This is a genomic window from Natronoarchaeum sp. GCM10025703, assembly GCF_042661985.1.
In the GTDB taxonomy this organism is placed as follows: domain Archaea; phylum Halobacteriota; class Halobacteria; order Halobacteriales; family Natronoarchaeaceae; genus Natranaeroarchaeum.
In genome coordinates this window covers 2,331,246-2,358,158 of the sequence record NZ_JBHSZF010000001.1, presented here as the reverse complement: position 1 = coordinate 2,358,158, position 26,913 = coordinate 2,331,246, and the positions used below count along the sequence as shown (strand labels likewise).

The following is a 26,913-nucleotide window of genomic DNA, read 5'->3' as shown; positions in this document are numbered from 1 at the left end:
AGTTATCGTTTCACGTACTTCAGTTTTGTACTGGCGCCCAGCGCGCGCTCTGCGAGTTCCTCGGCCGACTCCGTGTCGGTCTCCGTGATCCCGGCTTTGACCTCGGGAATCGTCACCGCGCTCATACTGAGTTCGTCGAGACCGAGGCCGACGAGCAGTTTCGTCACCGACGGATCACCGGCCATCTCGCCGCACATACCGATCCAGGCATCGTTGTCGTGTGCGGCCTCGACGCTTCGATGGATCGCTCGCAGCACGGCAGGGTGGAGCGGATCGTGCAGGTGAGCTACGGCGTCGTTTTCGCGTGAGGCGGCCATGACGTACTGTGAGAGATCGTTCGTCCCGATGCTGAAGAAGTCGAGGCGACTCGCCAGTTCGTCGGCCATCATCACCGCGGCCGGCGTCTCGATCATCACGCCGAGTTCCGGACGCTCGTACTCGATACCCTCCTCGTCCAGCGACTCGGCCGCGGCGTCGACGGCGTCGAGCGCCGCATCAAGTTCTTCCGTCGTCGAGACGAGCGGGAACATCACTGAGAGCCGGCCGTCACCCTCTGCGGCGGTGCGCAGGAGTGCGCGAAGCTGACTCTCAAACAGGTCGCTATCCTCGTCGAGCGAGCGGCGGATCCCTCGGTTGCCCAGGAAGGGGTTTTCCTCCGCTTCGGCGTCGAGATACGGGATCGGCTTGTCGCCCCCGATGTCGAGCGTCCGAACCACGACCCGGCCGTCCGGGAACGCTTCAAGAGCGTCGACGTAGGACTCGAACTGCTCGTCCTCGTCCGGAGGCTGTTCCCGGTCGAGAAAGAGGAACTCCGTGCGGTAGAGGCCGATACCGTCCGCACCTTGGTCGACTGCCCCGTCGAGTTCGGCGGTCGTCCCCAGATTGGCGGCAACCTCGATTTCGACGCCGTCGGCGGTCTCGACAGGCTCCGACCGAACCTCGATGTCACGACTGGTCGTAACTCGCTCTCTGGTCTCCTCGTCCGGATCGACGATGACCGCATCGTTCGTGGCGTCGATGGCGACGTCCGCCCCTTCGTCGATAGCGAGCAGGTCCTCGCCTACGCCGACGACGGCGGGGATGCCGAGCGAACGCGCGAAGATGGCGGCATGAGACGTCCGGCCGCCCGTCGCCGTCGCAAAGCCGGCGACGCGCTCGGGATCGAGCTGTGCCGTATCACTCGGTGTGAGTCGCTCCGCGAGCAGGACGGTCCCTTCCGGGAGCGTTTCGAGGTCCATCCGCTCGCCGCCCGAGAGGATACGGAGCAGTCTGTCGCGGATGTCCCGCATGTCGTCGGCCCGCTCGGCCATCATGCCCTCCATCCCCTCGAACTGTTCGATGGCACTACCGTAGGCGCGGGCGACGCCGGCCTCGGCGGCAGCGCCGTCCTCGATGGCTTCGTCGACCCCGTCAGTGATCTGGGGGTCGTCGAGGAACTGGAGGTGGGCGTCGAAGACTGCTGCTTCCTCCTCGCCGACGCGCTCGGCGGTGTTCTCGCGTTCGGTCTCGATCTCCTCGCGTGCCTGTGCCTGTGCGTCCGCGAACCGTTCGCGTTCGGTCTCGGGAGCCGCGGCCTCGACCGATTCCGGGTCCGGTCGCTCGTCGGGCCGGTACCAGCGGGCAGTGCCGAGGCCGGACAGCGGCGTCACGCCGACGCCCGGTAGGGGTTCGCTCATAACTCTGATTCTGGTGTCGTGAGGACGGTTGCCACCGCCTCCATGGCCTCTTCTTCGTCGGGCCCGTCAGTCGTGAGAGCGACGTCGTCGCCGGACTTGGCGCCCAGTCCGGTGACCGCGAGCATACTCGCCGCGTTGACGGGGTCTCCGTCGGCCGGTGCAACGGTGATCTCGCTGTCGTACTCGTTTGCCGTCTCGACGAACTTCGACGCCGGGCGAGCGTGGAGGCCGTCTTCCGGGACGATGGTAACGGTGCGCTCGATCATTCGTTGATCGCCTCCAGAATAATCTCCTCGACGTGCTCTGGCGATTCGGCTTCGTGCAACGCGTCGCGGTTCTCCTCGTGCATCAGCGAGCGCGAGAGCGAACTCAGCATCGAGAGATGTTCCTCGCCACCCTCTTCCGGAACGAGCAGCATGAAGATCAGGGTTGCCGGTTTGTCGTCCATCGCATCGAAGTCGATACCGTCGTCGATGCGCGTGAACGCTATCGTTGGGGAGGCGACACCGGCGCTTTTCGCGTGCGGAATCCCGATCCCCATCCCGACGCCTGTGGTGGCGTCTTCCTCTCGCTGAAGGAGATCTTCGAGTGCCTGTTCGCGATCCGTGACGCGGCCGGCGTCGACGGCCAGATCCAGCAGGAACTCGATACACGGTTCTTTCTCGGTGGGCGCGCCGTCGAGAGCGATCAGATCAGTCGTCAGCGGTGTGTGGTCACTTTCAGTTGTCATCGTATGTAAATAGGTTGCAAAGGGGTTAGTCGTTTAGTCGGCGGCTTCGGCTGCCGCTTCCTCCATCGAGTCGACCGCTGCCTGGTCGGGTTTGAGCAGCGTGACCAGTCCGGCAGTCACGAGCGTTCCAAGCGCGATGGCTCCAAGGAATCCAAGGATGTTGCTGGCCAGCAAGACGACGAAGATACCGCCGTGCGGTGCGGGCATGCCGACGCCGAGCGTCATTGCAGCGGCACCAGCGGTTGCACTGCCGACCATGATACTCGGAATCACACGGAGCGGATCAGCAGCGGCGTACGGAATCGCACCCTCGGTGATGAACGAAAGGCCCATCGGGATCGCAGCGATGGCGTTCTCTCGCATCTCGTCGGGGTATTTGTTGGGGAACGCGAGGTTCGAGAGGGCCAGGCCGAGCGGCGGGGTCATCCCCGCGATCATCACGGCGGCCATCGGATCGGTGATACCCTCGGCGACCAGCGCGACGCCAAAGACGTATGCGACCTTGTTGACGGGGCCGCCCATGTCGAAGGCCATCATCCCGCCGAGGACGACGCCGAGCAGTGCCGCGTTGGCGCCCTGCATCCCTTCGAGGGTCGTCGTCAGCGCGTCGTCCAGCAATGCGATCGGAACGCCAAGGCCGAATACGACGATCGGAATCAACAACGCCACCGTCAGCACCGGAATGACGAGGATCGGCATCATCGGCTTCAATGCGCCGGGAACGCTCCAACCTTTCATCCACCGGGCGACGTACCCGGCGAGCAGACCGGCGACGATAGCGCCGAGGAACCCTGCGGTAGCCCCATCGGCGGCGAACCCGACAGTGTTACCAGCCGCCTCGATGATCTGGGGCTGCTGGATAGCGTACGCCAGAATGAAACCCGGAGCGAGACCGGGTTTATCAGCTATCGCGTACGCGATGTATGCCCCCAAGATCGGGATCATTATGGTCAGTCCGAGGACACCGATTTCGGCGAGATACCAGCCTATTGAGCCGGTCGTCTCGAAAACGGTCTCGGTGTTGCCATCGGTAAACGGCAGTTCGGCGACCATGAACCCGATTGCGAGGAAGATACCTCCAATTGTCACGAACGGGATCATGAACGAGACCCCGGTCATCAGATTTTCTTTTGTTGTCGTTAGATGCGAGCGAAGCGCGCTCTCCGTCTTTTCTTTGGTGCCCATAGTTGCGACTACTAATATTCACAATACCGTTAAATGGGTTCGGGAATTCGTTTGTTTCTATCGTTATTTGATGATATTATAATTAATAATCGACGAGAAGAGTTATGTAATAATATAACATGGTTGCAGATGACTTTTAGACCCCCCTCACGACGGTTTCGGGATATACGGGTTTCGAGGCAGTAATTGCTATGTTGTTTATTTTTGAATATACATATCGTACTCAACCACATAACGATTATTCACGTCAATTAGACAGTGAATATTTCAGGAGTAGTATCAATGCTCAATGATCTGTGCTGACAATACTATATTTCGATTAGAATAAAATTTCGCCAGGATCTGCTTTCATCTTCCAAATGAGACTACGGGTCAGCGCCCAGTCACAGCAACAGTGAAATAATCGCCAACACGAGAAAGACGAGGATGAATATCCGAGCAATCTCCATAGAGATCCCTGCCACACCGCGAGCGCCGACAGCGGCGGCGACGACTGCGAGGATAAAAAACAGGATCGCCCATCGCAGGAAATCCCCGGTGAGCTGCAGCGGAAAGAACTGGAGGCTCTCGATCATCAGCACCTACCTCGTGTATGATATGAGTTGAGCGGTTGCTCGATGTGGCCCATAGCTTGTAATATGCCCGTTACATACTTTGTAAAGAGACTGCTATCTGCGGTACTACAAGCTTTCGTCGCCGAACAGCGACGTCAGCAACGGAAACCGTAGCTTACCCGCCAAGTGACGGACGGGACGACACGTCTTTCGAAGGCCTTAAGCACCGAACACGGGTATTTCGGGGTAACTCGCTGGACGACGGGCACCAGCGGGCACCTGTCACCGACAGGACGGAATGTGGCCGGACTCCCGGCTGAACCACCCAACGCCCGTGGTGAAACATATGGCACGAAGTTTCTACTCACACATCAAGGAAGCCTGGAAGAACCCGGGCGACGGCAAACTTGCCGAACTCCAGTGGCAGCGCAAACAGGACTGGCGGGATCAGGGAGCGATCGAACGTATCGATCGACCCACCCGTCTCGACAAAGCACGCGAACTCGGCTACAAGGCCAAGCAGGGCGTCGTCGTCGCACGCGTATCGGTCCGGAAAGGATCGGCCCGCAAGCAGCGACACAAAGCCGGTCGCCGGACCAAGCGACAGGGCGTCAACCGGATCACGCGCCGGAAGAACCTCCAGCGGATCGCCGAGGAACGCTCCGGTCGCAAGTTCCGCAACCTCCGCGTCCTCAACAGTTACTGGGTCGGGGAAGACGGCAGCACAAAGTGGTTCGAGGTAATTCTCATCGACCCCGAACATCCCGCAATCGAGAACGACGACGACCTCAACTGGATCTGCGACGACACCCACCAGGGTCGGTCCTACCGTGGCAAGACCAGCGCCGGTCAGCGCGGTCGTGGCCAGCAGAACCGTGGCAAGGGTACCGAGCACACGAAGCCGTCGATCAACAGCGACAGCGGCCGCGGCAAGTAACGTCGCCTCGCAGTTCGACTCGTTTTTATTCGACAACTCGCTCAGTAGCCTCCGGCACGCGCCAGTCGACGTCGACCAGGCCGGACGGATCGCCCCGTGCACCCGCTTCACTGACGACCTCGAAGGTGCGGTCTCGCGCCGCCGATGTGAACAGTGCGGCGACCATCACTCGTGCGACGTCCGCACGTGGGATCGATCCTTTGACCGTATCGCCACCCGCTCCCACGAGCACCTCGCCCGTCGCCAGGTCGTTCGTCAGTCGACCCGGTCGCAGTATCGTGTAGGTCAGTTCGGACGTTCTGAGGGCGTTCTCGGAGGCGAGTTTCGCCCGGAGCGACCGCCAGATGAGGAGACGGAACGGAAGCGCCACTCCCGGCTGTGAGCTACCGACTCCGATAGCGCTCTCGTAGACGAAGTGCTCGACCCCTTCCCCGATAGCCGCCGTGATCAGGTTCGAGACGCCGGTTCTGTCGACCAACGGTCCCGTAATCATGCGCGGGCCTGGCGCGGTACCGACCGCACACAACACCGCGTCACAGCCCGAAACGCCGTCGACGGCGTCGGTCGGTTCGAACAGGTCGCCGACGACCACTTCGTCCACGCCGCGCCGTTCGAGTTCGACAACGTTGCCCGCCGACCGCGTCATCGCACGGACGGTGACGCCCGTATTCCGAATCTGTGTGAGTAGCTCTTGGCCCGTACCGCCGGTTGCACCGGCCACGAGCACGCGCTCGATCTGAGGTGTCATGTGATACAGTACCACGTCACGGATAATACACGTTAACGTGATTGCTCCAGTCGCTGCAACGCCAGTCCCTTTTTGCTCCTGCCGCGAGAGAAGAGGGTATGACCAGCACGCTCTCCGGGGAGACGACGGTCGGTCGCGTTCGGCTTCGCGTGAACGATATCGACCGCGTCGCCGAGTTCTACGAGTCCGTCGTCGGACTCGACCGTCTGCGTCGATCCGACGAGTATGCGGCACTCGGCGCTGGTAGGCAGGTACTGCTCGAACTCGACGCCGATCCGAACGTCCCTCCGAGGCCCGCCGCCGCGGCGGGCCTGTTCCACGCCGCCGTTCGCGTCCCTGACGAGAGGACGCTCGCGGACGCGCTGGCCCGGATCGAGCGGGACTGGCGACTGGACGGCGCGTCAGATCACCTCGTCAGCCGAGCGCTGTATCTCTCCGACCCGGAGGGCAACGGCGTCGAGATCTACTGCGACCGTCCGAAGCCGGAGTGGCCGAGGGATTCGGCGGGCCGTACAGAGATGGACACGCTCCCGCTGGATCGTGGCCCCTTGCCCGAGGGCGAGCCCTCACGGCCGGTTCCCGACGAGACGGATCTCGGCCACGTCCATCTGGAAACGACGGACGTCGACCGCTCACAGTCGTTCTACATCGACGAGATGGGATTCACCGTCTCCGCCGCATTCCCGGGGAACGCGGCCTTTCTCGCCGCTGGCGACTATCACCACCATCTCGGTATCAACGGCTGGAACGGGCGACAGGAACCGTCGGGCGACCACTGTGGCCTCGAACACTTCGAGCTACTCGTCCCCAGAGGGACGCTGGACAGCCTCGCGGACGCGCTGGCCGAAGCGAGGTGGGTCGACGAGACGCTGGCGGTCGAAGACCCGGACGGAATCGAGGTTCGCGTACGCGCTAACGAGTAGCAGGGAGTCGACATAGCGGTAGTCCGGAGGGCCCACAGTCACCCTCTTGTGTCCCAAGCGACTACAGCGCCTATGAGCAAGACTGACGAGCGACTGACGATCTACTCGGATTACGTCTGTCCGTTCTGTTATCTCGGCCGGAAATCCCTCTCGCAGTATCAGGCCGACCGCGAGGAGCCAGTCGAAATCGATTGGCACCCGTTCGACCTCCGTGCGGGCAAACGCGGGCCGGACGGCGAGATAGACCAGAGCGTCGACGACGGCAAGGACGAGGCGTACTTCGAGCAGGCCAAAGAGAATGTACAGCGACTCGCAAAGCAGTACGACGCCGACATGGCGCTCGATCTCTCCCGAGATATCGACTCGCTGAACGCCCAGATCGCCTCCTATCACGTGAAACACGAGCACTCCTACGAGCAGTGGCTAGCGTTCGACCGCGGCATCCTCGATGCGCTCTGGGAGGACGGCCGCGACATCGGCGATCCGGACGTCCTCGCCGACATCGCAGAAGACGTCGGACTCGATTCCGACGAGATCCGGTCGGCAATCGAAGACGAGGATCTGGCCGAGACGGTCAGCCAGCAGTTCCAGACCGCTCATCAGCGTGGCATTACGGGCGTTCCGACCTTCGCGTACGACGGCCACAGCGCCCGCGGAGCCGTCCCGCCGGAACAGCTAGAACGGCTGATCGAGGGCGTTTGAGAAGTCGCACAGCCGGGCGATCAGGCGTAGCCGTCGGCGTCTATCTCCGTTTGTGACAGGTCGCCTGCCCCTGCATCGCCTCCAGTGCGGACATCAGGTCGCGCTGTGAGATCGTTCCGTAGACCCGACCGTTTTCGGCGACGACGATTCTGTCGGTGCGTTCTTTGCTGATAAGCCGCAGCGCCTCGAAGGCATCCGCGTTGGGGGAGATCGTCGGCGGATCGGTCTTCATCACCTCCGAGACACGACGGGTGTCGCGCTCGCTCGGTGGGACGTCGCGCAGTTCTGCCAGTGTGACGATACCCACTAGCTCCGTCCCCTCAACGACGGGGTAGCCGTTTCGCCGCTCGGCGACGATCCGTTCGAGCAGCGACTGGACGGTCGTGTCGGCCTCGACTGCGTCGCCCCGGTCAGCGAGGAGATCGCTGACGGTGATCCCGCGTAGCATGTCCCGGACGACTGTCGTCCGAGACTCCGCGGCCGCGGCGACGTAGATGAACATCGCGATCAGGAGGAGCAGTAGCGCGCCCGAAAGGACGGCAAAGATCGCCATCAGGACCGCGAAGCCCTGGCCAACAGTGGCTGCGGTCTGCGTCGCGGAGGCGTAGGTACGTGACCGGGCAAGTAGCGCACGCAGCACTCTGCCGCCGTCCATCGGAAAGGCCGGAAGCATGTTGAAGATGGCCAGCGAGATGTTCACAACGGCGAGCAGGCCCACGACGTAGAGCACTACCGGTGCCGACGCGGGAACGACCTGCAGGGCGCTGAAAAAGCCGCCAGCGAGTAACAGGCTGGTGATCGGGCCGGCGATGGCGATCCAGAACTCGACGTTCCAGTCCTCGGGCAGGTCCTCCATGTGTGCCATCCCGCCGAAGATCCAGAGCGTGATCGAAGTGATGCCGACGTCGAAACGGCGCGCGGTCCAGGAGTGGCCGAGTTCGTGGAGCAGCACGCTGACGAACAGCCCCACTGCGGCGGCGGCACCGAGCAGAAGCGGCGTCCGGCCAGCCCCGACGGCTTCGGCATCGACTGCGTGTGGCGAGACCAGATCGATGGCTGTCGCATATGCGGCTAGCTGTTCGGGACGACTGATCAGCCACGCCAGCAGCGGCAGGAAGACGACGAGCGTGATATTCAGTCGTATCGGTATCTGCGTTACCGATCCGATCGTGAAATTTCGCATACTGAATCGTTGGGTCGAGAGGTCATATGTCGTCCGGGTCGACCGATCCGAGGAGCCACGGCTACGGTCGGTTGGTCGTTCCATCACCGATTTGTATCTCGACGTTATATTTCGGTACATGAAACCAGCAGCAGCCGAACGACGGCCCGTCACGCTGACAATCGCGGGCAGCGACTCCGGCGGCGGCGCGGGGATTCAGGCGGATCTGAAGACGATGGAGGCGACCGGCGCGTTCGCGACCAGCGCTATCACCGCCGTGACGTCGCAGAACACGGTGGGGGTGGACCGCTCGCACGTCCTCCCGACGGCGGAAATCGAGGCCCAGTGCGACGCCGTTTTCGATGACTTCGAGGTCCAGGCGATCAAAACGGGGATGCTCGCGACGGCACCGGTCATCTCGCTCGTCACCGACCGCGTCGCGGCCCACGACGCGCCAGCAGTGGTCGATCCGGTGATGGTCGCGACGACGGGCGACCGGCTACTCGATGCCGAGGCGGAGGACGCCTACGAGGCGCTGATTGCCGAGAGCACGCTCGTGACGCCCAACGCCGACGAGGCCGAGGTGCTCACGGGCGCGGCTCTGGAGACGACCGCGGACGCCCGGGCCGCCGGCGAGGAACTCGTCGCGATGGGAGCAGCGGCAGCGCTGGTGAAAGGCGGTCATCTCCACGAGGACGAGGGGACCGTCATCGACGTGCTGGTCACCGAGGAAACGGTCGAGGAGTTCGAGCATCCACGTGTCGAGACGGCCGCTACCCACGGTTCGGGCTGTACTCTGTCGAGTGCAATCGCCGCCCGACTCGCCCGTGCCGACAGCCTCGTCGACGCTGTCGAGTGGGCCACCGATTTCATGCACAGCGCCGTCCGATATCACCACGATGTCGGGCAGGGACCGGGTGCAGTCCATCACCTGGTCGACCTCCGTAACCGTACAGATCGACACCCGACAGTGAAACGACTCGACGCGCTCGTCGAGCAGATCCGCTCGGCGTCGACGGCGGTAGAGGGCCGACACATCGATCTCGCCGTTGGGACGGCCTACGCGGAGACTCTCGAAGACGTCGCGACGACGACGGTCGGGTCCGATGGCGGCGCAATCGACCACCAGCCGGACCGCCGCTTCGGAGCGGATGAGGCGGTCGCTCAGCGGCTACTCGGCGTCCGGGACGCCAAACCGTCGGTACGGTTCGCTGCGAGCATGGCGCTTCCCGAGGAGACGGCGCGTCCCGAGACAGTCGACCTCACGTATCGGGCCACCGCCGACACGCGTGCGGCGTGTCGCCGGAGCGCCGAAGCGACGGCCGAGTCGCCGATCCTGCTCGAAGAGCAGTCCGGCGACATGACGGTGTACACCGCACTCGGGAGTGACACCGCGGCAGTGAGCAAACGGCTCCTCGAACTCAGTACAGGCGAGTGAAAACGGCAGTATAGTCAAAAAAGCAACTCAGGGCTCCCGAACTACTTCGCTCAGTCGTCGTCGTCCTGTCGGTTCTCCGAGCCGGATTCGACGAACGAGAACATGTCGTCGCTCTCCTCGTCAGCGTCGCCGCTCTCCTCGTCAGCGTCGCCGAGGGTTACCGGGTCGTCTCCAGCGTCTTCGTCGTCTGAAGCCGGTTCTGCGAGCGGGTCCTCCGTCGCCGCCTCGGCGTCCGGCGCTGATTCGGAGTCCGCGTCCATCTGCACGCCAGTCGTCTGTTCGTTGCCGGTCCCAAACTCGATTGCGTCGTCGGATGCCGACTCGTCGGTCGGACTGGTGCGGTTCAGCGCCGCCGGATCCGCATCGTCGGTGCTGTCGTCGGTTCCCTGATCGATCTGCGTTTCCTCGGGGGCTTCGTCGGCCGCGTCAGCCGGTGATGCGTCGGTGTCGGGCGTCGACGCCGTCTCCTCGGCGTCCGGGGTATCGTGATCCGCGGCCGGAAGCGCGCTGTCCGCGTCTTCGTCCACGCCGAGGCCCTCGTCCGGATCGGCGTCGGTTTCGAAGCGGTCGAGCGCTTCGGATAGCTGTGAGGCCTGATTCGCGAGGTCCGATGCAGAGCGTGAGACCTCGGTGAGTGCGGTGGTCTGCTGTTCGGCGGCGGCAGCGACGTTCTCGGATTCGGCGGTCGTTTCCTCGGAAATCGTCGCTGCTTCGTCGACCATCGCGACGACCTGCTGGGTCGAGGCGGCCTGCTGCTCGGTCGCCGCGGAAATCTCTTGGACGCCCGTGTTCGTCTCTTGGGCGTACTCGGCGATTTCGTCGAGTGCGGACGCGGCGTCGCGGACCGAATCGGTGTGATCGGTGATCTCCGCGCTCGTTTTGCGGACCTCCTCTGCGGTGGTGTCGGTCTGGGCCTTGATCCGTTCGAGGCGGTCCTCGATGTCCTCGGCCGCGTCCTTGGTGTCGGCGGCAGCTCTTTGACCTCCTCGGCGACGACGGCGAACCCTTCGCCGGATTCACCGGAGCGGGAGGCCTCGATGTTGGCGTTCAGTGCGAGCATGTTCGTCTGCTCGGCCACTTCGGTAATGAACTCCAGTAGATCGTCGATCTGACCGACTTCCTCCTGCAGAGCCTCGATCTCTTCGACGGCAGTCTGGCTCTCGGCTTCGATCTGGTTCATGCCCTCGATCGCTTCTTGAGCGGCCTTGCGACCTTCGCGTCCGGTCTCGGCGGTCCGTTCGGCGATGTCGGCGACCTCGTTCGACGAGGAGGCGATCTCCTCGGTCGTCGTCGAGAGGCCGCTCATCTCCTGGCTCACCGACTGCAGGGAGTCGTTCTGGCGCTCCGCGCCGTCGGAAATCTCCTGGATCGATTCGGTGACCTGTTCGCTGGCACTACGAACCTCCTCGCTGGAGGCGGTCACTTCCTCACTGGCGGTCGCGACCTCGGTCGCGAACCGTTTGAGCTGTTGGACGGTCGCCTCGATCTCGTCGAGCATCGCGTTGAAGTCCTCGCCGATGCCACGCATCTGCTCGTTATCGGCGTCGACCGTGGCTCTGACCGAGAGGTCCCCGTCCGCGGCTTGGCCCATCACGGCACAGTACTCCTCGGCGGACGCTTCGAGATCCTGATTGATCCGCTGGACGCGTTCCCGCTCGGATTCGGCCTCCTCGCGGGCCTGCTGGGCGTCGCGTATCTGCTCTCTGAGCGCGTCGCGCATGTTAGCAAACCCGTCGTAGAGTCGACCGATGTTGTCGATCCGTTTCGTCTCGAAGTCGACGTCGAGGTTGCCCTGCTCCATCTCCTCGGTCTTCCCGGTCAGTCGGTCCATCGCGACGGCGGTGTTCCGCCCGAGTGCGAGTCCGACGATGCCGATGAGCAGCACGCCTCCTGCGGTAGCGAAGGCACCGTACGTGGTCAGCGTTTCCGCGAAGCCGTAGGCAAAGCTGGTCGGCGCGTGAACGACGACCACGAAGTCGGCGTCGCGGGGGTCGCATAGCCGACGGCGTGATCCTGATCACCGACGCCCGACTTATCGGGGACGAACTGTGAGCCGACTTCCATCGCTCCGGCGTCGTTCCGGCCCATCTGTCGCAACTCGTTCAGTACCGGACTGTCACTGGGATAGCTCTGACCGACCGTCTCGCCGACGTTGTTGTCGTCCATGACGATCGTATCTCGCTCGTCGATCACCAGTCCGTAGGTGCCGTCACCGGCACTACCGATGGTGTTTCCAGTGAGGATGTTTTGGCCGACGGGTTCCATGTCGTGGACGGCGACCATAATCCGGTCGTCGTCACCGACCACGTTACGGAAGAACGCGATCTTCTGTGTGCCATCTATCTGATACATCTGCGTGACGTCGACGTTTCGGTGCGCGAAGTCTCCCTCGCCGAGCCACGGTCGTTCCTCCGCGGCGTACGTCTCACCGCGTTCGGAGGGATCCGACGATGCAATGATTTCACCGCTCGAGCTGTCGACGAGGTGTATCTGAGTCAGCGTGTTCGCGCTGTTTGGGTCTCCCCGGTCGGCCCTGAACGTCTCCAGATATCCGTTCAGTCCATCGTCGCTGGTGTCAGACTGGAGTCGGTCCTCTCTGGACACTGAGAGCACCTCGATGGCGCTCTGTTCGAGCCAGTTGTCGACGCTCTTGGCGTCGGACGCTGCCGTCGATTCGAGGTCATTGAGAGAACTTTGTTCAACTTGGTTGGACATCAGCGCCGTTGCGACGCCGCCGACAGAAGCTACAGAGATTCCGAGAACAATCACGACGATTGCGAACTTCGCCGCGTAGCTACTGCGTATCCGGCTAGGCACGATCCGTCGGAGAGAATCCAGCATACTGGTCACCAATTCTCTGAAGTAATATAAGTTCATTCATTATTTACCGACAGGACAGTATCAATAATTAATAGTAATAAACCGGCAACAGCGGTCGGCCAGCACAGACGACTGGTTGATCCAATGGATCGGGGCAAACCCGCAGTATTTTATTCGCGAGAGGACGTGCTACGAGCATGACCGAAGCCGAAGGGATCGTCGGCGAGTTCAAGTCACTGAAAGCCGACAGTGATGCCGACATTCTCGCGATGCAGGTCGGCGATTTCTACGAGTTTTTCGACGGCGACGCCGAGACGGTCGGCGAGGAACTGGATCTCAAGACGTCGAAGAAGTCCTCTGCCGGCGTCAAATATCCGATGGCCGGCGTTCCTGTCTCGGAGCTAACCCCCTATCTCAAGGCGCTCGTCGAACGCGGCTATCGCGTCGCCGTCGCGGACCAGCGCGAGACCGAATCCGGCCACGTCCGCGAGATAACGCGCGTCGTCACCCCGGGGACACTGCTCGACGTGACCGATGCCGACGCCCGGTACGTCGCAGGACTGGTCCTCGACGACGGCGTCTACGGTCTCGCCTTCGCGGACGTCACGACCGGGCAGTTCTCCGTGACGACGGTCGATGGCGAGGACGCCCGCGACGGGGCACTCACCGAACTCTACCGGTTCGACCCCGTCGAAGTACTCCCGGGGCCGACGGTTCGGGAGGACGACGACCTCGTCGCGACGGTTCGCGACCGGACCGACGCGACGCTCACGCTCCACGAGTCGGGCGCGTTCGCGCCGGGCCACGCGAGACACGCCCTGATCGAGCAGTTCGGCGCGGAGAGCCTCGATAGCGTCGGCGTCGAGGCGAGTGCGACGATAGCGGCCGCCGGGGCCATCGTCGATTACGTCGAGGAGACCGGTACCGGACTACTGGCGTCGATAACACGACTCCAGCGCTACGGCGACACGGAGTTCGCCGAACTCGACGCGACGACCCAGCGCAACCTCGAACTCACCGAGACGATGCAGGGTGGGACCGATGGCTCGCTGTACGCCGTCCTCGATCACACCGTCACCAGTCCGGGCGGGCGGACGCTCAAGTCGTGGCTCCAGCGCCCACGCCAGTCCGGCGACGTGCTCGACAAGCGCCTGGCGTCCGTCGAGGCACTGACCGAGGCCGCGCTCGCACGCGAAGAATTACGAGAGCAACTCGACGGCGCCTACGATCTGGAGCGCCTGGCGAGCAAAGCGACTTCAGGGAGCGCCGACGCCCGGGATCTGCTGGCGGTTCGGGATACGCTCGCCGTCCTGCCCGCCGTCGAGGAGAGCATCGAGAACGCCCCACGGCTGACCGGGACGCCACTGGAAAGCATCGTCGAGCGGCCGGACTGCAAGCGGGCCGCCGAACTACGCGAGACGCTCGACGAGGCGCTCGCGCCAGACCCACCGAGTACGGTCCAGGAGGGGAGATTGCTGACTCGCGGCTACGACGAGGAACTGGACGAACTGATCGAGCGCCACGCGGAACTCGAACAGTGGTTCGACAGTCTGGAGGAACGCGAGCGACGGCAGTACGACCTCCGACACGTCAGCGTCGGGCGGAACAAGACCGACGGCTACTACATCCAAATCGGCAAGTCGGCGGCCGACGACGCGCCAGAGCACTACGAGAACGTCAAGACGCTGAAAAACTCCGAACGGTTCCGCACCGACGAACTCGCGGAGCGCGAACGCGAGATCATGCGGGTCGAGGAACGCCGCGGCGAGTTGGAGTACGAACTGTTCTGTGACCTGCGCGAGACGGTCGCCGACTGCGCCGAGACGCTGCAGGACGTCGGGCGGACGCTCGCGGAGATAGACGTCCTCGCGAGTCTCGCGGTCCACGCCGTCGAGAACGATTGGACCCGACCGACGCTCGCTGCGCCGAGCGAGGGCATCGATATCGACGCGGGCCGACACCCCGTCGTCGAGCAGACGACCGACTTCGTCCCGAACGATCTCACGCTATCGGACGACCGCGCGTTCCTGATCGTTACCGGCCCCAACATGTCCGGCAAATCGACGTACATGCGACAGACGGCGCTGATCGTCCTGCTCGCGCAGATCGGAAGCTTCGTCCCGGCCACATCGGCGACGGTCGGGTTAGTCGACGGCATCTACACGCGGGTCGGCGCGTTAGACGAGTTGGCGCAGGGGCGCTCGACGTTCATGGTCGAGATGCAGGAACTCTCGAAGATACTCCACTCCGCAACCGAGGAGTCACTGGTCATCCTCGACGAGGTGGGACGTGGAACTGCGACCTACGACGGCATCTCCATCGCGTGGGCGGCCACCGAGTACCTGCACAACGAGGTTCACGCCCGAACGCTGTTTGCGACGCACTACCACGAACTGACGACGCTCGCGGACCATCTCGACCGGGTGGCGAACGTCCACATCGCGGCGGACGAACGCGACGGCGAGGTCACCTTCCTCCGGACAGTGCGGGACGGCCCAACCGACCGGAGTTACGGGATCCACGTCGCCGGACTGGCGGGCGTTCCCGAACCGGTCGTCGACCGATCGAAGACCGTCCTCCAGCGCCTGCGCGACGAGAAGGCTATCGAAGCGAAAGGCGGGGGTCGGGCGGCGGGACGAAACAGGTCGTCTTCGACGTGGGAAGCGGACAGATGACGACGGCGTCGGCAGACGGCGGTAGCGACCCTGACGCGGGGAACGCCGAGGACGCCGAGGGCTCCGCCGCCGGCGGTACCAGTGAAGTCGACCCGATCACCGACGAGTTCGGCGACGACGCCGCCGCCGTGCTCGACGAACTGAGCGACGTCGATATCGCCGAAACGTCGCCGATAGAGTTGATGGGCGCAGTCCAGGAATGGCGCGAGCGACTCGACGACTGAGGCGAGTTCGTCAAGCAACAGGGTTCTTGAGGGGCCAGTGAGTAGGAATCTGGCAACGAACGACGCCGCGCTTGCGGCGCCGAACACACCATGACAGACACGGAGATCAAGCAGTTAGACGAACGCACCGTCCAGCGGATCGCTGCGGGCGAGGTCGTCGAGCGGCCCGCGTCCGCCGTCAAAGAGTTGGTCGAGAACAGTCTCGACGCCGACGCCTCGCGCATCGACGTCTCGGTCGAGGCGGGCGGCACCGAGTCCATCCGCGTCCGGGACGACGGGAGGGGGATGAGCGAGGCCGACGTCCGCGCCGCGGTCCGCGAGCATACGACGAGCAAAATCGACGACGTCTCGGATCTGGAGGCGGGCGTCGCCACCCTTGGCTTCCGGGGCGAGGCCCTGCACACCATCGGTGCGGTCGCCCGGCTGCGATCACGACCAAACCGCGGGGCGAAGAGGGTGCAGGCACCCGACTCACCTACGCCGACGGCGAGGTCGAGTCCGTCGAACCGGCAGGCTGTCCCGAGGGAACGACCGTCGAAGTTACGGATCTCTTTTTCAACACGCCCGCCCGGAAGAAGTACCTCAAGACCGACACCACGGAGTTCACCCACGTCAACCGCGTCGTCACGCAGTACGCGCTGGCGAACCCCGACGTGGCCGTCTCGCTCGAACACGACGGCCGCGAGGTGTTCTCGACGACGGGCCGCGGCGACCTCCAGTCGACGCTCCTCTCCGTCTACGGGAAAGACGTCGCCACGGCCATGATCGACGTCGATGCCGAACCCGCGGTTGGCTCCGAGTTCCCCGAGGGGCCCCTCGACGGAATCAGCGGCTACGTCAGCCATCCCGAAACCAACCGGAGCACCCGTGAGTACGTCTCGACGTTCATCAACGGCCGCTACGTCACCTCCGGCGCGGCGCGCGAGGCGATCATGGACGCCTACGACGGCCAGTTGGGCAACGGCCGGTACCCCTTCGTCGTGCTCGACCTCTCGGTTCCGGCCGAGACGGTCGATGTCAACGTCCACCCGCGCAAAATGGAGGTTCGCTTCGACGACGAGGCCGGATTCAAACGACAGCTACGAACGGCCGTCGAGGACGCCCTGCTGGACCACGGTCTGGTCCGATCCTCGGCACCCAGAGGGCGATCCGCACCCGACGAGACGGAGGTCGATCCGGGGTCGGCGTCGACGCTTTCGGACGCCGACGGCGGGGATAGCGAGGACGCCGGACCTCGGGCATCCGCCGACTCGACATCGGCGTCGAGCGATTCCACTTCGGCGTCGAGCAGCGCCGGTTCGCACCAGTCCGAATCGTCGGAGCCGACCGGTGCCGGCGCCACAACCGATACCCCCGACTCGGGAGCGAACGCGACGGCCTCGGAGTCGACCGATCCCCCGACGGACCGAACTCGGACCGATTCCACGTCTGGCTCCCGAGATTCGACAGCACGGAGCGAGTCGGCGAAGGTCAGCGATTCGACGTCAACAACCGACACGACCCCCCGACAGAGTGAGGATCGTAGTGCCAGAGACGGATCAACTGGAGCGCCGACCCATACAGCCGACAGCGGCGCTACTGCCCCAGCATCGAAGTTCACCGGCCCACACGATCAGGAGACCCTGTCGGGCGACCTCGCCACCGCCGAGGCGTCCTACGGTAGCCTGCCACGACTGCGAGTGCTCGGTCAGCTACACGGGACATACATCGTCGCCGAGACCGACAACGGACTGGTGCTGATCGACCAGCACGCCGCCGACGAGCGGGTGAACTACGAGCGCCTGCAGGAGGCGTTTGCTGGCGATACGACAGCTCAGTCGCTCGCTCAGCCCGTCGAGATCGAACTGACGGCGGGGGAATCGGCGCTGTTCGACGCGTATCAGGAGGCGCTGGCGTCGCTCGGCTTCTACGCGAACCGGGAGGGCCGAACCGTCAGCGTGACGACGGTACCGACGGTGCTCGACGAGACGCTCGCACCCGAACGGCTCCGGGACGTCCTGTCGTCGGTCATCGACGCCGACGAGAGCGCGGGTGAACAGGCCGTCGAGTCGCTCGCGGACGGCTTCATCGCGGATCTGGCGTGCTACCCCTCGATCACGGGCAACACCTCACTGCAGGAGGGGTCGGTGATGGACCTGCTCGAACGACTCGACGACTGTGAGAACCCCTACGCCTGCCCGCATGGCCGGCCGGTCGTCATCGAAATCGACGGCGAGGAACTGGAGGACAGATTCGAGCGGGACTATCCGGGCCACGCTGGCTAGGAAACCGTGTTACTGGGGCACAAAGCATATAGCAATGGCGGTCGGTAATCAAAGTGCGGTGGTGTCCACTGCGCCGCGCCGGCTCTCCACTGGTCAACCCTGTCGGGTGGTGAGCCGCCCCTCCGAGTTTTCGTGAGTAGGTGAACTTATACTACGTCCGGTCGTTGGCCGAGCCATGAGTGATCTCGTCACGTTTGGCGAAACGATGCTTCGGCTCTCGCCCCCACAGGGCGAGCGCGTCGAGACGGCTCGTGAACTAGAATTTCGTGCCGCGGGCGCCGAGAGCAACGTCGCGATTACCGCGGAACGGCTGGGTGCCGTCGCGACGTGGCTCTCGAAGGTACCGGACTCACCGCTCGGCCGCCGAGTCGTTTCGGGACTACGACAGCACGGACTCGATGTGGACGTCGTATGGAGCGACGGTGGGCGACAGGGGACCTACTACCTGGAGTATGGCGGCGATCCACGGGGGACCAAGGTCATCTACGACCGACAGGGGGCAGCGGTCCAGACGACTCAACCGCAGGAACTGAACCTCGCCGCGATCCGGAACGCTCGACTGTTCTACACGAGCGGTATCACGCCGGCGCTCTCGAACCAACTCAGGGAGACGACCGCACAGTTACTGAAAGTAGCCAAGGAAGCGGGTACGAAGACGGCTTTCGACGTCAACTACCGGTCGAGCCTGTGGTCGCCCGATGAAGCCCGACAGACGCTGACGCGGCTGTTCCCGGCCGTCGACATTCTGGTGATCCCGTTCCGTGATGCCCAGACAGTCCTGAACTACGAACGGGACCCGCGCCAACTGGCCCACCATCTGGCGGCGGAGTACAACCTGCAGACGGTGATCGTCACGAACGGCGAACGTGGCTCGCTGGCCTGGCACGACAACACCGTCCACGAGCAGGATATCTACGATGCGGACACTCACGACGCCATCGGGACCGGCGACGCGTTCGTCGGCGCCTTTCTCGCCCGGCGCCTCGCAGGCGACGGGGTAACGCGAGCGATGAGATACGGCGCGGCGACTGCCTCCTCAAGCGGACGATCGCGGGCGACATCGCTACGGTGACGAAAAGCGAAGTCGAGTCCGTGATCGGCGACGACATGGAAGAAATCTCGCGGTGACACTGCGAGGTCCTGAGCGTCTCTATCGGTTGTGCACCGATCCGTCTCACCGGAGCAAACACTAAAACCGTCCCGACCCGTTGTCGGGTATGGTACACGTAGCGATCGTCGGCGCGTACGGCAGCGCCGGTGTCGCAGTCGCTGGTGATCTTGCAGACGTCGAGGATATCGAACTCACGCTGATCGACGACGGCGACCCGGGCGGCGGACTCTGCATTCTCCGTGGCTGTATGCCCTCCAAAGAAGTTCTGTCGGCCGGTGCGGCCCGGTTCAAAGCGGACCACGACGACCGTGTTCGGGGCACGCCCGAGATAGATATCGACCGGGTCGTCGCCACCAAGAACGAGCACACTCTTAGCTTCGCCGAGCACCGCCGTGCCGCAGTCGAGGACCTCGCTGAACGTGACAGCGTCGAGTTCATCCACGATACCGCCCGATTGGTCGATGACCGTGTGATCGAGGTGGCCGACCGGATCATCGAGCCGGATTACCTCGTCATCGCGACGGGATCGACGGTCAACGTCCCCGATATTCCGGGCATCGACGCGGTCGACTACTCGACGAGCGCCGACGCGCTGGACGCCACCGAGTTCCCCGACTCAGCAGTCGTCATGGGCTTTGGCTACGTGGGCCTCGAACTCGTTCCGTATATCGCGGAGGCCGGCGGGACCGATCTGACGGTGATCGAGCACGACGCCGCGCCGCTCGACGAAGCCGACGCCGACTACGGCCCGCGGATACTCGACATCTACGAGGAGAACTTCGACATCGACGTCCGGACACACAGCTACGAGCGACGGGTAGAACCGACCGACAACGGTCGTGTTCGACTGCACATCGATCACGAACCGCCTCACGAACCGGTATCGAGCGAGAGTATCGAGGCCGACGAACTGTTCCTGTTCACCGGCCGCCAGCCAGCACTGGACCGACTCGGACTCGAAAACACCGTACTCGATCCGGGGCCCGGCTGGGTTCGGGATACGATGCAATCGGAGACGGATCCGCAGACGTTCGTCGTCGGCGACGTTAACGGTCACGAGCCGATTCTGCACGTCGCCAAGGAACAGGGGTTCAAAGCCGCGGAGAACATCCTCGCGCACTCCCGGGGGACCCGACGGAACCGTACGAGAACGTCCACCACCACGTCGTCTTCTCCGGGCTTGGCGTCTACCCATACGCCCGGGTCGGCCACTCGGCGGAGAGCGCCGAGGCCGCCGGGATCGATCACGTCGCGGTGACGCGAGAGGCCAGCGACGACGGCGTATTCAAAACGAACGCCGTCTCGGAGGGGCTGGCAACGCTGGTCGTCGGGACAGACGGCACTGTCCTGGGCTATCAGGGGCTTCACTACCACGCCGACGTGATGGCCAAGACGATGCAGGTGGCCGTCGAGATGGGTCTGGACGTCCGAGAGATCCCCGACCGCTCGTATCATCCGACCACGCCGGAGATCATCGACGGCTTGCTCCGGGAGGCGAGTGCAGCGATCGAGTAGGATCGACGAGAAGCGACTGCCACGCAAGTGCAGCGATCAATCGTCCAGAACGGACACCTCGTCGCCGACGCGAAGGCTCTCCTCGCTGTCGACCCGCGTGTTCACCATCAGACGGAAGTAGTGGTCGTACCAGTCACGGTCGACCCACCCGGGGAGCGTCGCCTTTCGCCGCTCGACGAACCGTTCACGAAAGCCCTCGGTCTCCGCGCCGGTATCGGGGTCGCGCGTCGGGACGACACAGCGCTGGCAGGGGTTGACGCCCGCGAGCGTGGCCTCTCCCATGCGGAACGGAACGACCGAGTCCCGGTCGGCGTACAGCCGATCCTCCCAGAACGACTCGCCCGCCTCGATCACGACGTTCGGGCGGAGACGGCGACGCATTTCCGTGGGGCCGATCCCGTCGAACCAGCCCGCGACGGCATTGATCGTCTCCCGACTGATGACCGTCGGCCCGGCGGCGTCGGTGTCGTCGGGCATCCCGGTCGGGTCACGGATCACGCTCACCGGGTAGTCGAAATACTCCGAGAGCCACGCGTTCAGCGATCCGCGTTCGGCGTCGAGACTGAACGTCTCGGCGTCTCGGTCGGGCACACTGATCGTCAGCGCGCGCGTATCCGGATCGAACGCCGAGTCGAGGCGATGGACTGCCGGTTCGCGCTTACCGTTGACGTAGTCGCGCTCGGCGTCGACGATGGCGTACTGCCGGTCGCCATCGAGCGCGCCGCTCGCGCGGAGGCCTGCCGACTCGACGCGTGTCGCGTCGAGAGACTTGACCGGGTAGACGAAGAGATCGACGATCTGCGGCATGGGTCGGTCTCACGCTCCGATGGGAAAGTATGTTGCCTTCGCTGCAATCGTGGACGTGTTAGCTACTCTGAAAATAAATACAACATAATTAATAACTACACGGATAGATAAATATCTTAACTCCTAATAGGTACCACGTTGCTTACTGTACACATGGATTCGGAACAGCAGTCGTTAGATAGACGTACGTACATGAAGATCGCCGGAGCCGCCGGCGTGGTCGGCACGGTTGGGCTGGCAGGCTGTCTGGAAGGCAACGGCGAAAACGGAGACGAGGAGAACGGCGGCGCCGAGAACGGTGACGAGGAGAACGGCGGCGCCGAGAACGGTGACGACGAGAGCGGTGCGAACCAGATTGTCGCAGGAACGGCACCCGGGTTCGCACCGTTCGAGATGGTCGAGGACGGCGAACTGGTCGGCTTCGATATCGACCTGCTCGAAGCGGTCATCGACGAAACCGAGTACGAACTTAGCGGCTGGGAACAGCTAGAGTTCGCGTCGCTGATCCCCGCGCTCGATAACGGGAACATCGACGTCATCGCCGCGGCAATGACGATCAACGAGGAACGACAGGAACAGATCGCCTTTAGCGAGCCGTACTACAGTGCGAATCAGTCCGTGCTGGTCGCGTCCGGCGGCGATTTCCAGCCGGAGTCACTTGAGGACCTCGCCGACCGGACCGTCGGCGCACAGAGCGGGACGACCGGCGAGCAAGTCGTCCGAGACGATGTCATCGATGCCGGGATCATCCCCGAGGGGAATTACACCTCGTTCGACAACTACGTCCTGGCCGTCGAGGACCTCGAACGCGGGGTTATCGACGCTGTCGTGATCGACGAACCGGTCGCCCAGACGTTCCAATCGAGCCGCGACGTCGAAGTCGCGTTCATTTACGAGACCGGTGAGCAGTACGGCTTCGGTGTCCGGCAGGATGCCGAGGACCTGCAGTCCGCTCTAAGCGAGGGGATTACTGCGGTCGAGGAAAGCGGCGAGTACGAGGAGATCACGTCGACCTGGTTCGACCAGTAGGCCCCAGCATAGATGGACATAGCAGCGTTTCTTTCGACGGTGTCGTGGGTGGCCGCAGGAGAGTCGTTGCCGCATCTCGCGGAGTCGATCTGGTCGATGCTCGGCGAGGACTGGCAGTTCGTCCTTCGGAACGCGGATTACCTGCTCGGGGGTGTCGTCATCACCATCGTGCTGACGATTACGAGTATTCTACTTGGCTTTCTGCTCGGCTTTCCCGCCGGCGCAATCGAGGTGTACGGTAGCGGCTACTCGAAAGCTGCCGTACGGAACCTGGGCATCCTGTTCCGTGGGACGCCGATCCTCGTGATCATGCTCTACATGTTCTTCGTCGTACCGATCGAGTACTTGCTCGGACCGCTCAATACGCTGATCGGCGGAATAGACCTCCTGCTCGGACCGACGCCGTTTACCGCACCCGAGGAGATCGGAGGGGCGTTTTTCGCCGCGACGCTCGCACTCGGCCTCCGGAGCGCAGCCTACCAGTCACAGATCTTCCGGGGGCGCTCAGCAGTATCGACGACGGACAGATGGAGGCCGCCCGTTCGATCGGGATGAGCAGGCTCGAAGCGATCCGCTACGTGATCGTTCCACAGGCGCTTCGGCGGAGCGTCCCCGGGTTCCAGAACGAGTTTACCATCGTGCTGAAGGACACGTCGATAGCCTTCGCAATCGGACTCGGCGAACTGCTGAAACGGAGCGACGACCTGTTCATCCAGCAGACGACCGCGATAGAGATCATGCTCTTTGCCAGCCTCATTTACTTCGTCCTGACGTTCAGTACGAATCGTACGCTCGATTTCGTCGACAATCGCTTCGCAATTCCAGGTGAATCGTCGTGACAGACTCTCGCATCGACCGATCCAGTCGTACCGACCGGGGCACTGACGCCGAACCATCGCCACTGCTACGGATCGAAGACCTCCGGAAGTCCTACGGCGACGAGGAGGTGCTTCGCGGCGTGGATCTGGAGATAGAGCGCGGTGACGTCGAAGTGCTGGTCGGCCCCAGTGGGAGCGGCAAGTCCACCCTGCTACGGTGTGTGAACCGGCTTACCGAGGTCGACAGTGGGCACATCTACCTCGGCGACGTCGACGTCTGTGCGCCCGACACCGACCCGAACGAGATTCGCCAACAGATCGGAATGGTGTTCCAGGACATCAACCTCTTTGCCCACCTCACCGCTATAGAGAACGTCATGCTCGGCCTTCGCAGGGTCAAAGGAATGGACAAAGAGCCTGCGCGTGAGCGCGCAGAGGAGGAACTCGACCGGGTCGGACTCGGCGATCAGGTCGATTCGTATCCGGCACAGCTATCCGGTGGCCAGAAACAGCGCGTCGGCATCGCCCGGGCGCTTGCAATGGACCCCGAACTGATGCTCTTCGACGAACCGACGAGCGCGCTCGACCCCGAGTTGAGCAACGGCGTCCTCGAGGTAATGAGCCAGCTAGTGGCCGACGGAATGACGATGCTCGTGGTCACTCACGAGATGCGCTTTGCCCGCGGGGGCGCGACCGGGATCACGTTCCTCGACGAAGGCGAGGTCGTCGAGCGCGGCCCGCCGGAGAAGTTGTTCGAGAACCCCGAGAAGGAGCGAACCGCAGAGTTCTTCCAGAGTATCAGTCATGAGTGACTCGAGAGGGCGACGATGAGCGAGGCCGAAACCACGGCATCGCCGACCGGCCGGTTCCGCACCAGTTCGGTCGATACCAGCCACGCCATCAGCATCTTCGCTGGTATCGTGTTCTGGGGCTGGCTCACGACGCGCTGGCTCAACGACTGGGTGCTCGCACGCCTCGGCATCGGTCCCGGTGCGGGCGAGAACTTCATCCCGCGAGAACCGTTCGACGCGGCGGCGGCCTCTGCCATCGAGGCGGCCGAGCGGTTCAGCATCGTCGGGCTTCCGTTCGAGTGGCTCAACTCGCTTCTCGAAACCGCCGGCGTCGCGGTGCTTAGCTGGCTGGGAGCGCTCCTCGACACCGCTGGCGTCGCGGTCGGCATCGCGCCCGCGCTGGCCGGTGCGGCGTGGTACACGATCCTCCTGACGGTCATAAGCATCGTTCTCGGCTTCTCCATCGCGGTCCCGCTGGCGGTCATCCGTGTCTACGGCGGGCCGCTCAAGTGGCCCGCGCTGGCATACACCGAGTTGATCCGCGGGACGCCCCTGATCGCCCAGTTGTTCGTCCTCTACTACGGCCTCCCGCTCGCGGTCTGGCTACAGGATACCACGCTGATCGGCTACGGTACGATCCCAGAGCAGGCGTTCTGGATCGCCATCATCGGCTTCACGATCAACGGCTCGGCCTACCAGGCCGAATACATCCGCGGCGCGCTCGAAAGCGTCGACGAGGGCCAGCTAACCGCGGCGCGGGCGCTCGGCCTCTCCCAGATAGACGGGATCCGGTACGTCGTCCTGCCGCAGACGCTCCGGTACGCGATTCCGGCATGGACCAACGAACTCGTCTATCTGCTCAAATACTCCTCGCTCGCCGGGTTCATCACGGTCCCGGAACTGTACAACGTTGCCAGTGACATCGCCAACAGCACGTTCGAGTTCACGGCCATCTTCGGCCTGCTTGCGGTCGTCTATCTCGGCCTCGTACTGACGGCGACGAACATCATGAGCCGCGTCGAGTCCTACGTCTCGATTCCCGGGATCGGTGCCGTCGAGGGGCGTCAGCAGGGCGATAGCTGACTCGTTTTCACAGTTCGTGGTGGACGTAGATGCCCAGATAGCCGCCGAGGACGCTAAGCCCGACAGTGTACACTGAGCCAAGGACCAACACACCGACGACGAGCAGTCCGAACGCGGATTCGACGGCCGCTCCCGTCAGAATCACCAGCAAAAACATGCCTGCAAAGGCGTAGGGCAACAGCATGATCAGCCCGGCAAGCAGTCCAAGCCGTAGGCCGTCACTCGTTTCGCCGCCCTGGAGATACGCCGCAAGCCCGCCACCGAGCAGTGGCGCAAACGGAACGAACGAAAAGACGATGCCGACGACGGCGCCGATAATCGCGTTGGCGATCGGGTTCGAAAGTCTTCTGTCGACCTCGAGTCGGTCTCAGACGATGGCGTCGACGTGGTGTCGAACGAATCGGAGCTCATAGCTATGGATACTGCTGTTTGCCTGTTGAATGTTACCTCGCGCACGGTGGCGCGGGGAATCCTGCTCTTACAAGGGCAGGCTTCCTGTTTCGAGGACGTGACTTGCAGACACGCGCTGAAAGTCAGCGGTGTCCGTAGCGGTCACAGTCTCCACAGGCGTTGATTCGGGCCATCCCAACCCTAATTCAGAAAAGCCACACTTGAGAACGTTCATCGCCGCGTTTGCGTCTCTATCCGTCTCGAATCCACAACTCGGACAGGAATGTTCCCTGACCCAGACGGGTTTCGCCGTCTCCACACCGCACGACGCACACTCTTTCGTTGTGCCTCGCGCTTCGACCTGAACGACGTGCGTTCCGTGCAGGTCGGCTTTGTATTCGAGCAGGGTGATGAATTGTCGCCACGCCGTGTCCTGCTTGTTACGGGCGTTCCCGTCACCCTGAAGCATACTCTGGACGTTCAAGTCTTCCACGAACACGGCGTCGTACTCCTTGACGAGCCATGTTGTGATTTTGTGCTGGTAGTCCAACACCTTCCGCTTGATGTGGCGCTTCACCTTCGCCACCTCTCGACGTTGTTTCTCGTAGTTGTTCGACCCCTTCTCTTTCCGAGACAACTTGCGTTGCTCACAGCGAAGACGTTCGTAGTCGTCTTCGAGGTCGAGCCAATCCACGGTCTTGCCGTCGCTGGTGTGGATGTAGTTCAGGATTCCGAGGTCAATCCCGACGCTGTTGCTCGCGTCCAGCGAGTCCACGTCGGGTTTCTCGGGTAGGTTGGCGTTGTCGGTTTCCAACCCGAAGGAGACGAACCATTCGCCGGTCGTCTCTTTCTTGAACGTGACTTCTTTGATGGTGGCGTGGTCGGGAATCGGTCGAGAATACCGGATTTTTACCCACCCAATTTTGCTGAAGCGCACGTAGGCGTACTTGTCGTGGCCCCTCTTTTCATCGAGGTCGAAACCAGACTGACTGTACGTCACGCTTCGGTACTCGGTGGGTGATTGCCGTTTGAGCCGACCAACGTTGTATCCCTTCTCTTTCTTTTTGCGAAGGTTTGAGAGGTTGCGGTGGAAACGGGCGACAGTGGCTTGGGAGGCTTTCGAGTGCAGTTCACTGAACACTGGCCATCGTTGTTTCCACTCGGGGAGTTTGTTGTTCTGGTCGTATTCACTCGGCTTGTCATCCCCCAGAGCTTGTTGGTAGTCCCAGCGAACGTGGTTGTATAGCTGGCGATGAACATTCAGATGGTGTTCCAGTCCGTCCGCTATCTCTTGTGTCGGATAAGCGTGATAACGGTGACTGTATTCCAAC

The 26,913-nt window shown here is 63.1% G+C and carries 19 protein-coding genes and 6 pseudogenes; 12 read left to right on the top strand and 13 right to left on the bottom strand.

Annotated features, from left to right (window positions below; translation table 11 throughout):
• Positions 1-2 precede the first annotated feature (2 nt).
• The 5 genes from ptsP to ACFQH2_RS13125 all read right to left on the bottom strand — a co-directional run bounded on the left by ptsP (position 3) and on the right by ACFQH2_RS13125 (position 4,166).
• Positions 3-1,676 carry a phosphoenolpyruvate--protein phosphotransferase gene (ptsP, locus tag ACFQH2_RS13145; RefSeq protein ID WP_377076819.1) on the bottom strand — a complete coding sequence of 558 codons (1,674 nt, stop codon included), beginning with the start codon at positions 1,674-1,676 and terminating at the stop codon, positions 3-5.
• Positions 1,673-1,942: an HPr family phosphocarrier protein gene (locus ACFQH2_RS13140; RefSeq protein ID WP_377054294.1), complete on the bottom strand. Its 270-nt coding sequence runs from the start codon at positions 1,940-1,942 to the stop codon at positions 1,673-1,675. The genes ptsP and ACFQH2_RS13140 overlap by 4 nt, the downstream gene beginning before the upstream one ends.
• The gene (locus tag ACFQH2_RS13135) at positions 1,939-2,406 is read right to left on the bottom strand and encodes a PTS sugar transporter subunit IIA (protein WP_377054292.1); all 468 of its coding nucleotides are present in this window, start codon (positions 2,404-2,406) and stop codon (positions 1,939-1,941) included. The genes ACFQH2_RS13140 and ACFQH2_RS13135 overlap by 4 nt, the downstream gene beginning before the upstream one ends.
• Positions 2,407-2,439: 33 nt before the next feature.
• Positions 2,440-3,591 carry a PTS fructose transporter subunit IIC gene (locus ACFQH2_RS13130; protein ID WP_377054290.1) on the bottom strand — a complete coding sequence of 384 codons (1,152 nt, stop codon included), beginning with the start codon at positions 3,589-3,591 and terminating at the stop codon, positions 2,440-2,442.
• Between the two features lie 383 nt (positions 3,592-3,974).
• The gene (locus tag ACFQH2_RS13125; protein WP_377054288.1) at positions 3,975-4,166 is read right to left on the bottom strand and encodes a DUF1328 family protein; all 192 of its coding nucleotides are present in this window, start codon (positions 4,164-4,166) and stop codon (positions 3,975-3,977) included.
• Positions 4,167-4,491: 325 nt separating this feature from the next.
• On the opposite strand from ACFQH2_RS13125, the gene ACFQH2_RS13120 reads away from it, so the two are divergent.
• Positions 4,492-5,082 (top strand): 50S ribosomal protein L15e, encoded by a 591-nt coding sequence (locus tag ACFQH2_RS13120; protein ID WP_377054286.1) that lies wholly within the window; start codon positions 4,492-4,494, stop codon positions 5,080-5,082.
• 25 nt (positions 5,083-5,107) lie between these two features.
• Here the strand turns inward: ACFQH2_RS13120 and ACFQH2_RS13115 are convergent, their stop codons facing one another.
• Positions 5,108-5,830, bottom strand: coding sequence for an SDR family oxidoreductase (locus tag ACFQH2_RS13115; RefSeq protein ID WP_377054284.1), 723 nt, complete (start codon positions 5,828-5,830; stop codon positions 5,108-5,110).
• Positions 5,831-5,928: 98 nt separating this feature from the next.
• Between ACFQH2_RS13115 and ACFQH2_RS13110 the strand changes: the two genes are divergently transcribed.
• Both ACFQH2_RS13110 and ACFQH2_RS13105 read left to right on the top strand, forming a co-directional pair.
• Positions 5,929-6,753: a VOC family protein gene (locus ACFQH2_RS13110; protein WP_377054282.1), complete on the top strand. Its 825-nt coding sequence runs from the start codon at positions 5,929-5,931 to the stop codon at positions 6,751-6,753.
• Between the two features lie 72 nt (positions 6,754-6,825).
• On the top strand, positions 6,826-7,455 hold the full coding sequence (locus tag ACFQH2_RS13105) for a DsbA family oxidoreductase (protein WP_377054280.1): 630 nt from the start codon (positions 6,826-6,828) through the stop codon (positions 7,453-7,455).
• A 40-nt stretch (positions 7,456-7,495) separates the two neighbouring features.
• Here ACFQH2_RS13105 and ACFQH2_RS13100 read toward each other — a convergent pair whose 3' ends face one another.
• Positions 7,496-8,638 (bottom strand): site-2 protease family protein, encoded by a 1,143-nt coding sequence (locus ACFQH2_RS13100; RefSeq protein WP_377076818.1) that lies wholly within the window; start codon positions 8,636-8,638, stop codon positions 7,496-7,498.
• Between the two features lie 118 nt (positions 8,639-8,756).
• Here ACFQH2_RS13100 and thiD point away from each other — a divergent pair, with 118 nt between their 5' ends.
• Complete coding sequence (gene thiD / locus ACFQH2_RS13095; protein WP_377054276.1) at positions 8,757-10,055, top strand: bifunctional hydroxymethylpyrimidine kinase/phosphomethylpyrimidine kinase; 1,299 nt, start codon at positions 8,757-8,759, stop codon at positions 10,053-10,055.
• A 50-nt stretch (positions 10,056-10,105) separates the two neighbouring features.
• Here the strand turns inward: thiD and ACFQH2_RS13090 are convergent, their stop codons facing one another.
• The 3 genes and pseudogenes from ACFQH2_RS13090 to ACFQH2_RS13080 all read right to left on the bottom strand — a co-directional run bounded on the left by ACFQH2_RS13090 (position 10,106) and on the right by ACFQH2_RS13080 (position 12,896).
• Positions 10,106-10,315 (bottom strand): hypothetical protein, encoded by a 210-nt coding sequence (locus tag ACFQH2_RS13090; RefSeq protein ID WP_377077029.1) that lies wholly within the window; start codon positions 10,313-10,315, stop codon positions 10,106-10,108.
• A 414-nt stretch (positions 10,316-10,729) separates the two neighbouring features.
• A pseudogene (locus ACFQH2_RS13085) lies at positions 10,730-12,009 on the bottom strand (methyl-accepting chemotaxis protein); the annotation flags it as partial.
• Complete coding sequence (locus ACFQH2_RS13080; protein ID WP_377076817.1) at positions 11,973-12,896, bottom strand: cache domain-containing protein; 924 nt, start codon at positions 12,894-12,896, stop codon at positions 11,973-11,975. The gene ACFQH2_RS13080 and the pseudogene ACFQH2_RS13085, both read right to left, overlap by 37 nt.
• A gap of 176 nt (positions 12,897-13,072) precedes the next feature.
• Here ACFQH2_RS13080 and mutS point away from each other — a divergent pair.
• The 4 pseudogenes from mutS to ACFQH2_RS13060 all read left to right on the top strand — a co-directional run bounded on the left by mutS (position 13,073) and on the right by ACFQH2_RS13060 (position 20,664).
• Positions 13,073-15,774 (top strand): annotated as a pseudogene (gene mutS, locus ACFQH2_RS13075) (DNA mismatch repair protein MutS).
• Between the two features lie 90 nt (positions 15,775-15,864).
• Positions 15,865-18,038: pseudogene (gene mutL, locus ACFQH2_RS13070) on the top strand (DNA mismatch repair endonuclease MutL).
• A gap of 175 nt (positions 18,039-18,213) precedes the next feature.
• Positions 18,214-19,166: pseudogene (gene kdgK1 / locus ACFQH2_RS13065) on the top strand (bifunctional 2-dehydro-3-deoxygluconokinase/2-dehydro-3-deoxygalactonokinase).
• Positions 19,167-19,255: 89 nt separating this feature from the next.
• A pseudogene (locus ACFQH2_RS13060) lies at positions 19,256-20,664 on the top strand (FAD-dependent oxidoreductase).
• A gap of 36 nt (positions 20,665-20,700) precedes the next feature.
• On the opposite strand, the gene ACFQH2_RS13055 reads toward ACFQH2_RS13060, so the two are convergent.
• On the bottom strand, positions 20,701-21,471 hold the full coding sequence (locus ACFQH2_RS13055) for an MOSC domain-containing protein (RefSeq protein WP_377054264.1): 771 nt from the start codon (positions 21,469-21,471) through the stop codon (positions 20,701-20,703).
• Between the two features lie 153 nt (positions 21,472-21,624).
• Here ACFQH2_RS13055 and ACFQH2_RS13050 point away from each other — a divergent pair, with 153 nt between their 5' ends.
• From ACFQH2_RS13050 to ACFQH2_RS13035, 4 genes and pseudogenes are all read left to right on the top strand, one after another.
• Positions 21,625-22,500 (top strand): basic amino acid ABC transporter substrate-binding protein, encoded by an 876-nt coding sequence (locus tag ACFQH2_RS13050; RefSeq protein ID WP_377054262.1) that lies wholly within the window; start codon positions 21,625-21,627, stop codon positions 22,498-22,500.
• A 96-nt stretch (positions 22,501-22,596) separates the two neighbouring features.
• A pseudogene (locus ACFQH2_RS13045) lies at positions 22,597-23,339 on the top strand (amino acid ABC transporter permease).
• An 11-nt stretch (positions 23,340-23,350) separates the two neighbouring features.
• A complete protein-coding gene (locus ACFQH2_RS13040) occupies positions 23,351-24,130 on the top strand; it encodes an amino acid ABC transporter ATP-binding protein (RefSeq protein ID WP_377057084.1) in 780 nt (259 codons plus the stop codon).
• Between the two features lie 15 nt (positions 24,131-24,145).
• A complete protein-coding gene (locus ACFQH2_RS13035; protein ID WP_377054260.1) occupies positions 24,146-25,192 on the top strand; it encodes an amino acid ABC transporter permease in 1,047 nt (348 codons plus the stop codon).
• 7 nt (positions 25,193-25,199) lie between these two features.
• On the opposite strand, the gene ACFQH2_RS13030 is transcribed toward ACFQH2_RS13035, so the two are convergent.
• Both ACFQH2_RS13030 and ACFQH2_RS13025 read right to left on the bottom strand, forming a co-directional pair.
• Positions 25,200-25,508, bottom strand: a complete 309-nt coding sequence (locus ACFQH2_RS13030) for a DUF5518 domain-containing protein (protein WP_377076998.1) — start codon at positions 25,506-25,508, stop codon at positions 25,200-25,202.
• 162 nt (positions 25,509-25,670) lie between these two features.
• On the bottom strand, positions 25,671-26,912 hold the full coding sequence (locus ACFQH2_RS13025; RefSeq protein WP_377054256.1) for an RNA-guided endonuclease InsQ/TnpB family protein: 1,242 nt from the start codon (positions 26,910-26,912) through the stop codon (positions 25,671-25,673).
• Between the last annotated feature and the right edge of the window lies 1 nt (position 26,913).